The sequence below is a fragment of the Acidaminococcus sp. AM05-11 genome, assembly GCF_003472805.1.
GTDB lineage: Bacteria > Bacillota > Negativicutes > Acidaminococcales > Acidaminococcaceae > Acidaminococcus > Acidaminococcus hominis.
Window position 1 is genome coordinate 14,989 of record NZ_QRMX01000007.1, and the last position, 14,405, is coordinate 29,393.

At 56.3% G+C, this 14,405-nt stretch carries 14 protein-coding genes and 1 riboswitch; of the genes, 7 read left to right on the plus strand and 7 right to left on the minus strand.

Annotation, left to right across the window (positions count from 1 at the left end; translation table 11 throughout):
* Positions 1-26 precede the first annotated feature (26 nt).
* The 3 genes from DW089_RS05505 (at position 27) to DW089_RS05515 (ending at position 2,526) form a co-directional block, all read left to right on the plus strand.
* On the plus strand, positions 27-479 hold the full coding sequence (locus tag DW089_RS05505; RefSeq protein WP_105327385.1) for a hypothetical protein: 453 nt from the start codon (positions 27-29) through the stop codon (positions 477-479).
* Between the two features lie 92 nt (positions 480-571).
* Positions 572-1,663: a hypothetical protein gene (locus DW089_RS05510; protein WP_231086155.1), complete on the plus strand. Its 1,092-nt coding sequence runs from the start codon at positions 572-574 to the stop codon at positions 1,661-1,663.
* A 266-nt stretch (positions 1,664-1,929) separates the two neighbouring features.
* Positions 1,930-2,526 (plus strand): hypothetical protein, encoded by a 597-nt coding sequence (locus tag DW089_RS05515; RefSeq protein ID WP_105327384.1) that lies wholly within the window; start codon positions 1,930-1,932, stop codon positions 2,524-2,526.
* Positions 2,527-2,821: 295 nt separating this feature from the next.
* Here the strand turns inward: DW089_RS05515 and mgtA are convergent, their stop codons facing one another.
* Positions 2,822-5,575 carry a magnesium-translocating P-type ATPase gene (gene mgtA, locus DW089_RS05520; protein ID WP_105327383.1) on the minus strand — a complete coding sequence of 918 codons (2,754 nt, stop codon included), beginning with the start codon at positions 5,573-5,575 and terminating at the stop codon, positions 2,822-2,824.
* 73 nt (positions 5,576-5,648) lie between these two features.
* Positions 5,649-5,810: riboswitch (M-box (ykoK) riboswitch) on the minus strand.
* Positions 5,811-5,857: 47 nt separating this feature from the next.
* Positions 5,858-7,201 (minus strand): MATE family efflux transporter, encoded by a 1,344-nt coding sequence (locus DW089_RS05525; RefSeq protein WP_105327382.1) that lies wholly within the window; start codon positions 7,199-7,201, stop codon positions 5,858-5,860.
* A gap of 430 nt (positions 7,202-7,631) precedes the next feature.
* Between DW089_RS05525 and DW089_RS05530 the strand changes: the two genes are divergently transcribed.
* The 4 genes from DW089_RS05530 (at position 7,632) to DW089_RS05545 (ending at position 10,322) form a co-directional block, all read left to right on the plus strand.
* On the plus strand, positions 7,632-7,886 hold the full coding sequence (locus tag DW089_RS05530) for a TM1266 family iron-only hydrogenase system putative regulator (RefSeq protein WP_105327381.1): 255 nt from the start codon (positions 7,632-7,634) through the stop codon (positions 7,884-7,886).
* Positions 7,883-8,635 (plus strand): ABC transporter permease, encoded by a 753-nt coding sequence (locus tag DW089_RS05535; protein WP_105327380.1) that lies wholly within the window; start codon positions 7,883-7,885, stop codon positions 8,633-8,635. Before DW089_RS05530 ends, DW089_RS05535 begins: the two co-directional genes overlap by 4 nt.
* A complete protein-coding gene (locus DW089_RS05540; protein ID WP_118286914.1) occupies positions 8,632-9,324 on the plus strand; it encodes an ABC transporter ATP-binding protein in 693 nt (230 codons plus the stop codon). The genes DW089_RS05535 and DW089_RS05540 overlap by 4 nt, the downstream gene beginning before the upstream one ends.
* An 86-nt stretch (positions 9,325-9,410) precedes the next feature.
* Positions 9,411-10,322 (plus strand): ABC transporter substrate-binding protein, encoded by a 912-nt coding sequence (locus DW089_RS05545; RefSeq protein WP_370450905.1) that lies wholly within the window; start codon positions 9,411-9,413, stop codon positions 10,320-10,322.
* 76 nt (positions 10,323-10,398) lie between these two features.
* On the opposite strand, the gene DW089_RS05550 is transcribed toward DW089_RS05545, so the two are convergent.
* The 5 genes from DW089_RS05550 to DW089_RS05570 all read right to left on the minus strand — a co-directional run bounded on the left by DW089_RS05550 (position 10,399) and on the right by DW089_RS05570 (position 14,402).
* Positions 10,399-10,659, minus strand: a complete 261-nt coding sequence (locus tag DW089_RS05550; RefSeq protein ID WP_071142732.1) for a stage V sporulation protein S — start codon at positions 10,657-10,659, stop codon at positions 10,399-10,401.
* A 129-nt stretch (positions 10,660-10,788) separates the two neighbouring features.
* Positions 10,789-11,346 carry an NUDIX domain-containing protein gene (locus DW089_RS05555; RefSeq protein WP_199614613.1) on the minus strand — a complete coding sequence of 186 codons (558 nt, stop codon included), beginning with the start codon at positions 11,344-11,346 and terminating at the stop codon, positions 10,789-10,791.
* Positions 11,343-13,055: a DNA repair protein RecN gene (gene recN / locus DW089_RS05560; protein ID WP_118286915.1), complete on the minus strand. Its 1,713-nt coding sequence runs from the start codon at positions 13,053-13,055 to the stop codon at positions 11,343-11,345. Before recN ends, DW089_RS05555 begins: the two co-directional genes overlap by 4 nt.
* A 4-nt stretch (positions 13,056-13,059) precedes the next feature.
* The gene (gene argR, locus DW089_RS05565; RefSeq protein ID WP_105327377.1) at positions 13,060-13,512 is read right to left on the minus strand and encodes an arginine repressor; all 453 of its coding nucleotides are present in this window, start codon (positions 13,510-13,512) and stop codon (positions 13,060-13,062) included.
* A 14-nt stretch (positions 13,513-13,526) separates the two neighbouring features.
* Positions 13,527-14,402, minus strand: a complete 876-nt coding sequence (locus tag DW089_RS05570) for an NAD(+)/NADH kinase (protein ID WP_105327376.1) — start codon at positions 14,400-14,402, stop codon at positions 13,527-13,529.
* Positions 14,403-14,405: the final 3 nt, after the last annotated feature.

Here is a 14,405-nt window from a genome sequence, read left to right on the forward strand (position 1 = left end):
TATTCACATTTGAGGAGGCGAGACTTATGAAGAAATTCTTTTTGGTGCTGATGCTGCTGTGCTCGTTTGCAGTGCCGGGCTTTGCCAATTCCTTTGACCAGCAGCCCCAGCGCTTTGTCTGCGTGGATACGTCCCAAAAGGGCAGACGGTATGTGGACCTGGATTCGGTACAGGTGGTCCAGTACGCTCCCCCGGCCTACCAGCTTTCGGTGGTCACCTACACTTTGGACTATGTAAACCACAGCGGCTTCCAATACACCCAGCTGTACACCTACAATTACAAGGACCAGACCATGAAGCTGACCTTCAAGGCTGCCCTGCCCTGCGATGAGGAAGGCAAACTGTTAAACCAGGCCCCTGGCAAGGTGGACGGCACGGCCCTGGACATTCTGCCCTACAGTCAGGGCTACTACGTGGGAAACCTGATTTTCCACAAAGCCTACAATATGTATTTCAGCAAGAATTTCCCCGGAGCGTAAGGCCGGGACAAAGCGTTTTGCCAAATCTCTTGGTAAAACGCTTTTTTTCATGCTATACTAGGTTTTGACCATAATGAAAGGAGCGCAAACCCTTGGCGCTATTCCATAGAAAACGGCCTACCCGGCCCCAGCCCGTTGCTTTTGGGCAGGCCCGGCGGAAGCCTCCCAAGAAAAATCATTCCACCCTGTATTTTCTGCTGCTGACGGCCCTGGTGATTCTGGGGGTCATGGCCTACAACTACCGGGCGGACATCAAGATGCACATTATGCACTACAAGCCCCAGCCGGTGAAGACGGTAACCATTGCCAACACCAATCTGAACCTCCAGGAAATCAACACGCCGGAGCTGACCAGCTACGATGTGGACAAGATTCTCAGCTTCCACTACCGGGACGAGGTATTCTACCTGGCCCTGCGCAGCCAGGACGGGGAAAGCACCCATATTGACGCCTTTGACGTGAAAAACGGCAGCTTGTTCGCCCACCGTTCCTTCGGGGAAGACGGGGTGTTCACCATCCACGAAAAGATGATTCTCAGCGTCAACGTGGGCAGCAAAGGGGAAGTCTACTACGTGCGCAATGGCATCCATACCCTGAAGGACGGCAACGACATCATCAGCCTGAAGGGCAGCACCACTGCCACCCGGGTGGCCCTGCTCCCCGGAGACCAGCAGGCCTACCTGTACGGCAACGACAACTTTACCCTGGCGGATATCCATGACGGGTCCTTTGACAACAACCACCCGGCCTTCCTCCACAACCGGGCGAAGCCCTTTGCCGGGGGCCTGACCCTGGTGCGGATTGCCCCGGACGGCACGGTGTTTGGGGGCGGCCGGATCAAGACCAACGACTTTAATATCGTGGCCTCCTTCTCCCCCCAGGGCAAGCAGCTGCAAACCTACGGCAGCTACATCCAGACGGACAAGGATTCCATCTACAACCTGGTGGACCTGGCGGTACTGGACCATTACGTGGTGGTCATTGACGGCTTCACACTGAAGATTTGGAACCGTGACGGCCATTATTTGGGGGCGTTCAACAGTTCCAAGCTGCTGGATAACAACCTGAACTGCGCCAAGCTTACTGCCATGGACAGCAAAACCCTGGGTATCCTGGCCTACGTACGGAATCCCCAGACCAAGCTGATTGATATCAAGCTGTTTACTTTGCAGTTTCCCAATTGAAGAAGCGCTGAAAAGCGGTGTGAAAAAGCCTTGCGGACGCAAAAACGTCGGCAAGGCTTTTTGTGTGGGGACGGCTGGGTTGTGGGCTCTCGGGGTCTGCTTGGCTGTGAACCCCAGCCTTCACTCCCCACTCTCCTTTTTCCCAATAAAGGAATTTTCTCTCCTTTGTTGAATACCATAAGCATACGACTTTCGCTGGCTCCTCTGTTTTAGGCTGCTGGCGCTCTCTAGGCTACGCAAGTGCTCCCAAGTAAAGGAGGTTTTTCATGCGCAAATTTTTAGCGATTTTGTTCCTACTCTGTACCGTGAGTCTGGGGTTTGTTCCCCTGCCGGTTTGTTCTGCTGCCGGGGCTGCTGCGCCGGAATTGGTGCAGCTGACGGATATGTCTTTTCCTGAGTTTTTTCAGCTGCTAGAGGCTCACAGTGCGGCAAAGGGTACGGGGCTTACATTTGACAAACCGCCTGCTGAGCCCATTCCGGGGAAGCTGTACGACGCCTATGTTTTTGGGGCTGTGCGGAAGGGAGTTCCCGGCCAGCACGGGGTCTTCATCACAGCCTATGCCAACAAGGCCGGGTATGTTTCCAAGGTGGCCCTTGCGGTCCCTGTCAGCAATGGGGAAGCGCTTCAGGACGCCTACGCTGCGGAATATGCCCTATTGGGCGTAGTGGGTATCGAAGACACCAAGGCCAAGAGGCTCATGGGGTACCTGAAGGCCCGCCGGGTGCCCTTTGAGGTGGCGGTCTGGAACCATTGGGCGCAGCGCAACCTGGTCATTTCCCACGGTCCCGCGTCCATCTCGGACAAGGTATTTTATATTCGCCTGACGGCCTACGATAAAACTTTTCCGTCAGAAAACCGCTGACCACCAGTCTTCTTAACGCAAAAATGCCTTGTGAACGCAATTACCGCTCACAAGGCATTTTTTTCAGGCTGGCTATTTCCAGCCCACGCGGCCCCGCTCACCAGGAGGGGGGTCTTCTTGTTTTTTCAGGCACGATCGGTCAGTCATGACGCGGCGCTTTCGGAGTCAGGTTCCAGCAGACAATCTGCATAACGCAGACGACCACCGCAATGGCTCCCATGCCCAGCCAAAAAATCGGTTCAATATGCAGCATGGCGCTCCCCTCCCTTCTTCCAGGCTGTCTATAGGCTAAGCACTACAGCAGGGTGCCGTAATGCCGGATATACGCTTTCTTTACGCTGGTGGCCAGCAGCATATAGGCAATGACCACCAGGGCCAGGAAGTAGAAGTACTTTCCCGGCAGGGGCACGAAACCCAGGTCCCGGGCGATTCCCGTAAAGGGCAGAGCCGTCAGCACGGCAATGTCGGCGCAGGTGAGCGTGGTCAGGGTAGCCGACGCATGACTTTGCAGGAAGGGAATCTTGGGGGTGCGGATCATGTGGATAACCAGGGTCTGGGTCCACATGGATTCCACAAACCAGCCGGCCTGGAACATGGCTTCGTAGGCGTCCCGGACGGTGAGGCCGGCCATGGGGCCGGAGGTAAGCATCGCCGTAGTGGGAATCTGGTTGTAGGTCAGGCCGCCGGACACAAACTGGGGACAAATCACAAAGTACAGCACCAGATAGGTAATCCAGTCGAACACCGAACTGGTGGGCCCCATCCAGATCATGAAGCTGCCAATGGTGGAAGCGTCCCAGTTCCGGGGCACCTTGAGGAATTCCTCGTCCACGTTGTCCCAGGGAATGGCGATGCAGGAGATTTCGTACACCAGGTTCAAGATGATTAATTGCAGACTCATCATGGGCAGGAAGGGCAAAAGGGCACTGGCTGCCAGGACGGAGAACATGTTCCCGAAGTTGGAGGAGGCGGTCATCTTGATGTACTTGATCATGTTGGCGTAGGTCTTCCGGCCTTCCACAATCCCCTGCTCCAGCACCATAAGGCTCTTTTCCAGCAGGATGATGTCGGCGGATTCCTTGGCAATATCCACGGCGCTGTCCACGGAAATGCCAATATCGGCAATCTTCAGAGCCGGGGCGTCGTTGATGCCGTCCCCCATAAAGCCCACGGTATGACCGGCGGCCTGGAGGGCTTCCACTACCCGGGCTTTCTGGTCCGGGGACAGTTTGGCAAAGACGGTGGTGGTTTCGGCTTCCTTCTGGAGGGTGGCGTCGTCCATGTGTTCCAGGTCACTGCCCAGGAGGATGTGGTCCACCGGCAGGCCCACCTGGCGGCAGATGCACCGGGTGGTCTTTTCGTTATCCCCGGTGAGCACCTTGGTGGAAACCCCGTGGTCCTTCAGGGCCTTGATGGCGGCCATGGCGGTATCCTTAGGCGGATCCAGGAAGGCCAGGTAGCCCATGAAGATCATGTCCGTTTCGTCCTTGGCCCCAAAGGCGCCTACCGGAGAGGGGTCGTTCTTCCGGGCCAGGCCGATAACCCGCATGCCTTCGTCGTTGAGCCGGTCAGCCACGGCCAGGATGGTTTTGCGCAATTCGTCGGTCATGGGCACGTCTTCCGCGCCCTGCTCGGTATATTTGCAGATGGAAAGCATTTCTTCCACGGCCCCTTTGGTAATCATCCGGGTGCTGTGGTCGTGGCCCATTACCAGCACCGACAGGCGCCGGCGGGAGAAGTCAAAGGGAATCTCGTCCACCTTGGTGTAGGTTTCGGACAGGTCCTGGAGCTTGGGGTCTTCGGTTTCTTCCCGCTCCGTCCGGGCGATGATGGCCCGGTCCATAAAGTTCTTGTAGCCGGTCTGGAAGTAGCTGTTCAGGTACGCATAACGCAGCACCCGCTGGCTGGGCTTGCCAAAGGCATCCAGGTGGTATTCCAGGGCTACCCGGTCCTGGGTCAGGGTCCCTGTCTTATCCGTACACAGCACGTCCATGGCTCCAAAGCTCTGGATGGAGTTCAGGCTTTTCACCACGGTCTTTTTCTCGCTCATGGAAACGGCGCCCTTGGCCAGGCAGGTGGTAACAATCATGGGCAGCATTTCCGGGGTCAGGCCCACGGCTACGGAAATCCCAAACAGGAAGGCGTTGAGCCAGTCCCCTTTGGTCAGGCCGTTGACTACAAAGACGATGGGCACCATGGCCATCATAAAGCGGATCAGAATCCAGGATACGGCGTTGACGCCCTTGGTAAAGTTGGTTTCCGGAGCTTCCTGGGCCATGGAGCTGGCCAGACTGCCAAACAGGGTGTGGTCCCCGCTGCGGAGCACCAGGCCGGTGGCAGAACCGCTGATGACGTTGGTGCCCATAAAGGCTAGGTTGCTGAGCTCGGTCACGGCTTTGTCAGAAGTGGCAGCCACTGCCGGCACCTTTTCCTGGGGCGCGCTTTCCCCGGTAAGGGAGGCCTGGCTGACGAACAGGTCCTTGGCTTCCAAAATTCTCAGGTCCGCAGGAACCATGTCCCCGGCGGACAGGAATACCAGGTCCCCTACCACCACGTCTTCCAGGGGGATTTCCGTCTGGCCCTCCGGCTGGCGGATGACCGTGCAGGTGGTGGTAATCAGTTCCAGGAGCTTGGCGGCGGCGTCCCCGCTGCGGGTTTCCTGGATAAAGCGCAGGGACCCGGACAGGAGCACCAGCACGGTAATGATGATAACGGTGGCCGGGTTGTAGTCGTCCAGCCGGTTCTGCATGAGAGGCAGTATAATATCGGTGACCGCCGATACCCCGGCCAGCACAAACAGGATTACCGTAAAGGGGTTGATAAAGGCTTCGGCCAGGCGCACCCCCACGGACTTTTTCTTTTCCTGGGTAACCTTGTTTTCTCCATAGGTTTCCCGGTTCTTTTCCACCTGGTCGGCGGTGAGGCCCTGGGCTGAGCTTCCCAACTGCTGGAGCAGGGCTTCTGCGGTCAGGGCTGCTTCCTTTTGCAGGGCAGCCTGGGTAGCAGCAGCGGCTGCCTGATTTTTCTTTTCCATAGTGTTCTTGTTCATGGTGCACCTCCTTGTCAATACAATAAAAAAGCCGTCCGGGAAAACCCGAACGGCGAAAACACAGAAAAACGATTTAACTCTGCCGCCGTACGAGCTTTAACTCTGCAGGGCGGTGTAACTGCATTATGCTGCACCTTCGATTTGATGCAGCCTGTTCAGACCTACGCGGGATGTCTCCATCCTGTTGCGGCAGCAGCCCATATCCCTGTAGTAGCCTTACCTACCGGAGCTATTCAATTGCATACTTAGTATAGTCATTTTGGCGTGGACTGTCAAATGGTTTTATTTTATGGTGGAATCGGTGTTTAATACCAGGTTTTGCTTGGGAATTTCCCGGAAAAACGCCCGAATCCAGGCTACAGCAAGAATAAAGGACAGCACGTCCGATATAGCCTGACACCATACCAGTCCACCCAGGCCGAACAGCCGGGGCAGCACCAAAAGGGGTGGAATCAGGAAGACCCCGCTGCGGCCGGCCGCCACCATCATGGCGCCCAGGGTATGCCTGGTGGTCTGGAGGGTCATATTGGTCATGACCACCAGGGCCGACAGGGGGAAGGTCAGGCACTGGGCCCGCAGGGCCCAAATACCGGTGGTGATTACCGCTGGGTCATCCCGGAACAGCACCATGATTTCCCGGGCAAAGATGGCCCCTACAATGGAAACCACAATGCCAAAACAGGTGGTGAACTCCAGGGCAAAGGTAAAGCCCTTCCGCAGCCGGGCAAATTTCCGAGCCCCATAGCTGAAGCCGCACACGGGCTGGAAGCCCTGGCCAAAGCCGATGATCACGGCGGCAGCAAAGAAGTTCAGCCGGGTCACAATGGACATGGCGGCAATGGCGGCGTCCCCAAAGGCGCCGGCGGCCACGTTCAGGAAAATGGTGGCAGCGCTGGTGGTACCCTGCCGCACCAGGGAAGGTGCGCCCCCGGCGGCGATTTCCTGGAAAAGCCGCCGAGAAGGATGGATATCCTTCAGCCGGATGGGAATGTTGCCCCCGGTCCGGGTCATCTTAAACAGGATGCAGAAGCTGACAAACTGGCTGAGGATGGTGGCGTAGGCCGCCCCGGCCACCCCCAGGTGGAATTTGAAGATAAAGATTGGGTCCAGGAACACGTTCAGAAAGCCCCCGGCGGTAATGCCTACCATGGCAAAGGCAGCGCTGCCCTGGAACCGCAGGTGGTTGTTCATCACCAGGGAGCACATCATTATGGGCGCCCCCCACAGGATAACGCTGAGGTACGCAATGGCGTAGGGCAAAATGGTGGGTGTGGAGCCGATGGCCGTGGCAATCTGGGACACAAACAGATTCCCCACAAGGGCCACCAGGCAGCCGCAGATAAAGGCATAAAAAAAGCTGGTAGAAGCCATCACATGGGCCTTTTCCCGCTCCTTGGCCCCCAGCAGCCGGGAAATGGAGTTGCCGGAACCGATGCCGAAGAAGAAGGCAATGGCCTGGATAATGGCCATGCTGGCAAAGGTAACCCCTACCGCTGCGGTGGAACTGGTATCAATCTTACTGACAAAGTACGTATCAGCCGTATTGTAAAAGCTGGTACAAAGCATACTGACGATGGAAGGAAGGGCCAGGGAAGCAATGAGCTTGCGTACCGGCGTTTCCAGCATCTTGTGGAGTTTCGCATTCTCTTTTTCTTTACGCGTTGAACTGTCCGTAGAAATCCCGCCTCACATATATATTGTATAAAAAATCACATTTTTGCTTTCTTATTATAGCATGGATACATAGCAGTTTACTATAAATATAGAGGCAGTTAATATTATTTTTTCTCTACGGAAAACTGTTGTCAGATTCTTCCGAGTCCTCTTGGAAAAGTGTCAAAGTCTTTACAAAGCATCGGTCCGGGCGTATACTCATTAAAGGCTGCGGATTGTCCTGCCGCAGGAAGTGCTTCCTGCAAAAGGTATCCCCTGGCCGCCCAAGCCCTGCTCTCACATCAAAAGTTTCTTGCGATGGAAGATGCCACGTTTTTCGCATAGTCTTTTTGCGCCGCATCTGTCCCAGGTGCGGCTTTTTTTATGATACAAGGAGGTTCCCATGGAAACCCGTGTGGCCATTATCGGCATTATTGTAGAAAATCCGGATTCCATCCAGGCGCTGAACCAACTGCTCCATCAGTTCAGCCCCTATATTATCGGCCGGATGGGCATTCCCTACCACGCCCGGAACATGAACATCATCAGCGTAGTGGTGGACGCGCCCCAGGACGCAATCAGCACCCTGTCCGGCCGGATTGGCAAACTAGACGGAGTATCCGCTAAAACCGCCTATGCCAAGGCGGAAAAGAAATGAAGAAGGCAATTTCCTACCTGCTGCCTTTTTTGGTGGTACTGGCCCTGTGGCAGCTGGTGACCCAGCTGGGTCTGTGGAGCAGCTACATTCTCCCCTCTCCGGAGCGGGTATGCGCCACGGCCCAGAAACTGCTCCAATCCGGGGAGCTGGCAAAGCATACGGCCATCAGCCTGCGCCGAATTCTTTTGGGCTTTGTCTGCGCCTTTGGGCTGTCCTGCCTGTTTAGTGCGGTAGGGCTGCTTTTCCCCCGGCTCCGGGCGGCCTACAGCGGGCTTTTGGAAGTGTTTCGCCATGTACCCCCTCTATCCCTGATTCCGCTCCTGATTCTCTGGTTTGGCATCGGGGAGGTGCCCAAGGCCATCGTCATTATCCTGGCGTCTTTTTTCCCCATCTATCTGAATATGGATGACGGGTTCCGGCGCTGCGACCCCAAGCTGTTAGAGGTAGGCCGGATTTTGGGCATGAACCGCTGGACCCAGCTGCGGAAAATCCGTCTGCCGGCTGCTCTGCCGGGGATTCTCACAGGCATGAAAGTGGGCATGGGTTACAGTCTCCGGGCCATTATCGGGGCGGAAATGATTGCCGCCGACAGCGGGCTGGGGTATCTGATTCTGGACGCCCAAGCCATGAGCCGCAGCGACAAGGTCATTATCGGCATTCTCACCATTGGAGCCCTGGGGCTGGTGCTGGACGGGGCCTTTACCCTGCTGACCTGGCTCTGCCTGCCCTGGGAAAGGAGGCGCCTATGAAACCGCTGGTCATTAAAAATTTGACCAAAGCCTTTGGGTCCAAGACGGTCCTAAGGGACCTGACGCTGACCCTTGACCCCAGCGCCTGTACGGTGCTTTTGGGGAAAAGCGGCTGCGGGAAGACCACCTTTCTGCGGCTCCTGGCAGGGTTGGAGCGCCCCACCTCCGGCCAAATTACCCTGCCGGAAGGGCTGAAGCTGGGCATGATGTTCCAGGAGGCCCGGCTGATGCCCTGGCTCACCTGCCGGGAAAACATCGCCCTGGGGCTCCCAAAAGGGGAAAAGCCCGGCCAGGTGGACCAGCTGCTGAAGCTGACGGGGCTCACGGAAGCCGCTAAGCTCTACCCCAGCGAATTATCCGGGGGCATGCAGCAGCGCACGGCCCTGGCCCGGACCCTGGCCCTACAGGCCGACCTGATTCTCATGGACGAGCCCTTTGCCGCCCTGGACTATTTCACCCGGGGCCAGCTCCAGCTGGAGCTCCTGCGGATGCAGCGGCAGCTGGGGATCGGCTACGTGCTGGTCACCCACAACGTGGACGAGGCCCTGCTCTTGGGGGACCGGATCCTGGTGCTCCAGGACGGGTGCCTGGCCCACGAAGAAACCTTCCCCCGGCAGGAAGCCCCCCGGGACCTGCTCTCGCCTGCTTTTATTGAGGCCAAACGCAGCATTTTGGCTGCTTTCGCATAAATTTCTACTTTAGAAAGGATTTGATTCACTTGAAGAAACTCCATTCCCTGTTTCTCGCCGTTTGCTGTCTGGCTGCGGCAGCACTTCTGGGCGGCTGCGGCAGCAGCACCACCAGCCAAAAGCCCTCAGCCCCCTCTGTGGACAAAGTCAGCATTACCTATGTACAGGCTCCCCTGAACGTGCCTTCCATTGTGGAAAAGGCCCAGCAGAGCTTTGAAAAGAAATTCAAGGAAAAAGGCATCACCGCCTCCTACTCCACCATTACTTCCGGGGCTGACCAAACTGCTGCCCTGGCTTCCGGGGACATTCAGTTCCTGAACTGTGTAGGCGGCTCCTCCGTCCTGCTGTCCGCTGCCAACGGCAACGACATCAAGATTATCAGCCTATACTCCCAGGCTCCCAAAGCCTTCAAGCTGTTCAGCAAGGACGGCTCCATCAAGACCGCTGCTGACCTGAAAGGCAAAACCATTGCCGGACCTAAGGGCACCATCCTTCACGAACTGCTGGCAGCCTACCTGCAAAAGGCCGGGCTCACCATGAATGATGTGAAATTCGTTTCCATGGGCCTGCCCGCTGCCCACTCCGCCCTGGAAAACGGCAGCGCTGACTGCGCCCTGCTGGCTGGCCCTCTGGCCTACAACGCCGAAAAAGAAGGCCTGAACGTGGTTACCACCGGCGACGGTCTGGTTTCCGGCCTGACCGTTACTGCCGTCAGCGGCAAGTTCTACAAGGACCACAAGGACCTGGTAGACACCTTCCTGGCCGTCCAGAAAGAAACCCTGGACTTCATGAAGAAGAACCCTGACGAAGCCCTGTCCCTGACAGCCAAAGCCACGGACCTGAGCCCCGAAGCCGTCAAGGAAATGTTCCCTCTGTATGACTTCAGCATGACCATCACTCCTGAAGCCAAGGAATCCCTGAAAAAGACCCAGGACTTCCTGGTACAATCCGGCATGATGGAGAAGAAAGTCGATGTGGACGCGCTGTTCGTGCAGTAAGCGTTTAAAATAAAAATAAGGAATGGAAAACAATTGTTTTCCATTCCTTATTTTTTTGCATTTTTAGCGATTTTACTCAGCGCGGTTCAACCAGCAATTTGATTGCCGTTCTTTCTTCCCCATCAATATTAATGTCGATGAAAGCGGGAACACACACCAGGTCCATGCCGTGGGGAGCCACAAAGCCACGGGCAATGGCCACTGCTTTAACAGCTTGGTTCAGGGCACCAGCACCGATGGCTTGGATTTCTGCTTTGCCATTTTCCCGCAGAACTCCGGCCAATGCGCCAGCTACAGAATTCGGATTTGATTTTGTAGAAACTTTTAGTACATCCATGTTGTGTATCCCCCTCGTTTTTTCAATAATGAACAATAAATTTAAAAATAAATTTATTGTTATTATAACACATTTTCCCAAAAAGCATTACATTATCTTTTATTTTGGCTATAGAAATTTCGTATTCCTTTAACAATGTTCCCCTTTTATCAGATATAACAGCAGGGCGGACAGGGATTTTGCGTCAAAAAGCTCTTCTTTCAGGACCATTTCCCGAACTTGGTCCGGGGTAAAGGTTTCCACATCCAGAAATTCGTCAGGATCCGGGTGCTGAGCCCCTTCATGCAGTCCTTTTGCTACGTACAAATGTATTACCTCATCGGTAAAGCCAGGTGTAGTGACAATAGAAGTCAGGTAAGTCCACTCGTCTGCGGTCAAACCTGTTTCTTCAGACAGTTCCCGCTTGGCACAGTCGATGATATTCTCGCAGTTTTCCAATTTTCCTGCGGGAATTTCGTACAAAACGGAGTGCACAGGGTATCTATACTGTTTCACTAAGGTAATCCGTCCGTCGGTATGCACGGGAAGTATACCTACTGCTCCAGGGTGCTTGATGGTCTCCCGGGTGGTAATCCGTCCGCTGGGCAGTTTGACCCGGTCAATATCCACGTGCAGCAGGCGTCCGTCAAACCCGCGCTCACTGGACAGCTTTTCTTCGTCCAGGCGCTGATCATGCATGATTTTCATTTTTTCTTCGGCTCCTTATTCTGTTTTTTCACGGCAGCCGCCATAGCAAGCAGCTCCCGGGCGTTTTCCCGGGCCGACTGGGATTGGTTGGTGCCGCCGGTCATTCTCATGATTTCCTGAATCCGGCCTTCCTGGTCCAGGGCTTCCACCTGGCTGGTGGTGCTGCTGCCGGCGGTGGATTTGTGAATATACAGGTGGTGGTCCGCAAAGCAGGCAATCTGGGCCAGGTGGGTAATGCACAGCACCTGGCGCTCGCCGGCAATCAGGGCCATCTTTTCGGCCATTTTCTGGGCGGTCACCCCGCCCACCCCGGTATCAATTTCGTCAAAGATCATGGTGGGAACCCCAAAATTCCGCAGCATGACGGTCTTCAGCGCCAAAGCAAACCGGGACAATTCGCCGCCGGAAGCAATCCGGGCCAGGGGCTTTACAGGCATCCCAGCATTGGCCGAGAACAGGAAAACGGCTTCGTCCTGGCCTTTCAGGCCGCAGTGGGACAGTTTGGTAAAGCCGATTTCCACCCGCCCCTGGGGCATGGCCAAATCGTGGATATGGGGCAGCAGGGCCTTGCACAGGGACTCCCCTGCCTTTTTCCGTTCCACCGTCAGGGCCTCCGCCTTCCGCTCCAGTTCCTGGCGCAGGGCATCGGCCTTTTTCCGGCAGTTCCGGATGGTGGATTCCAGGGAAAGGAGGCCCTGGTATTCGGTCTGGGCGGCTTCCTGGTAGGCCAGTACCTTTTCCAGGGAGCCCCCATATTTTTGTTTCAGGCGGTACAGCAGGTCCAGCCGTTCCTGGGCCTGGGCCAGCTGCTCCCGGTCCTCCGGGTCGCTGCTGAGCAGGTCCCCCAGGGACTGGCGCACGTCCTCCAGCACCTGCCAGGAGGAATCCATGGCCTCCCGGTAACGGCTGAGCTCCGGGGCGTATTCCAGCACCCGATCCAGGGAGCCCAGGGCAGCGTTCAGGCTGTCCAGGACGCTGCTGCTTTCTTCTTCCGAGCCGTTCAGGTAGTGATAGGCTTCCCCCACTGCTTCCAGGATTTTTTCCTGGTTCAGCAGCTTCTTCACCTGGGTCCGGAGGGTTTCGTCCTCGCCCAGCTGGATATGGGCGTCCTCAATTTCCTTGATTTCCCCCTCCAGCCGTTCCAGGTCCTCGGTCTGCCGGGAATCCTTCTTCAGCCAGCGCTGGAGCTCCTGGTCAGCCTGCTGCCACTGGCGGTAGCTGTCCTGGTAGTCCTTCAGCAGGGGCCCAATGCCCGGGTCGTAGCTGTCCAAGATGTTTAGGGCAGCGCCCGCAGCCAAAAGGGTCTGGTTTTCGTGCTGGCCATGGATATCCGCCAGCTGGGAAGCCAGCCGGGACAGTACGTGGACGGGCACCTGGCGTTCGTTGACAAAGGCCTGGCTCTTGCCCTGGGCCGTGACTTTCCGGCGCAGGAACAGCATGCCGTCCTCGGCGTCCATGTCCAGTTCTTTCAAAATAGCCTGCACCCCGGGCTGATCTTCAATATCGAAAACGGCCTGGATCCAGTAGGCATCGGCCCCCTGGCGCAAATAATCCACGGAAGCCCGGCTGCCCAGCACAATGCTGAAGGCATCAATGAGAATGGATTTGCCGGCACCGGTTTCCCCGGTAAACACATTGAAGCCCGGGGTGAAATCCACCCGCAGGTGGTCAATCAGGGCAAAATTATGTACTTCCAGTGAGGTCAGCATGGTATCAGACCTTTTTCAGCATCAGCCGTCTTTTCACGGCTTCCACATTTTCTTTGCCGTCCACAATCAAAAGGACGGTATCGTCCCCGCCTACGGTACCCAGCAGGTCCCCCCAGTTCAGGTGGTCCAGGGAATAGGCTACGGCCTGGGCCGTACCGGGCTGGGTGTGGATCACAATCAGGTTTTCCGAGGAGTTGATGGTGAGGATGTAGCGCCGGAGGGTATCCTCCAGCCGTTCCCGGGTCAGAATCTCGCCGTTGTCCGTGGGGAACCCGTACTTGTAGCGGCCATTGTCATCTGGGACCTTGATGAGCATCATGTCCTTGATGTCCCGGGACACGGTGGCCTGGGTCACGTTAAAGCCGGCGTCCCGCAGAGCCTCGGCCAGGTCCGTTTGGGTTTCAATATGCTGGGTAGCGATAATGTTTTTAATGGCTTCTTGTCTTGATAGTTTCATGGTCTGGAAACCTCCTACTTGATGGTTTGTCCCTCGTTCTTCAGCATCCGTTCCTGCCAGGTTTCGTAGTAGGACAAGGGGCTGGTCCGGATAAAACGGGCATCAAAGGGACATTTTTCAATGACAGCCTTCTGGTTGGGCTCCAGGTGGCTGACCGTCATGCCGTCTGCGGAAATCAAGATGGTTTCGTAGGGCGGCCGGGGTTCAATTTCAATGGGATCCTTGATGGGAATCACCAGGGGTCTGGCATGGAGGGCGTGAGGGCAGATGGGTGTCAAAATGGCTACCTTCAGGCTGGGATGGACCACCGGGCCCCCTGCGGACAGGGAATAGGCCGTGGAGCCAGTAGCGGTGGCCACGATTAGGCCGTCGGAAGGCGCATTGGCGGTAGGTTCTCCGCCGATTTTTACCCCCAGCCGGGTGAGCCGGGAACGGTCGGCGCTTTCCAGCACCATATCGTTCAGGCAGTGGGCCTTGGTCACCAGGTGCTTGCCTTCCCACACGGTGACCTGGAGCATGGAGCGCTTTTCAATGGTATAGCGCCGGTCCCGCACCTTCAAAAGGCAAGGGTACAGGTCCGCCAGCTCCCCTTCGGTCAAAAAGCCCAGTTTTCCCAGATTAATGCCCAAAAGGGGAATATTGAGCGGCGTCACGTGCCGGGCGGCCCGAAGAATGGTTCCATCGCCGCCCAGGGTCAGGGCCACGTCCAGCTTGCTTAGGCTGGCCGGGTCGTCCTGGTCATAGCCGGGCACCCCGAAGGAGTCCGCAATTTCCTGGGGAAAAATCACCTGAATCTGGTTTTTCCGGCAGAACTCCACCAATTTGGGCAATATATCCCGTACTTTTTCTTTGGGTAAATTGGGAAAAACACCAATCTGCATCTCGTCCATAGT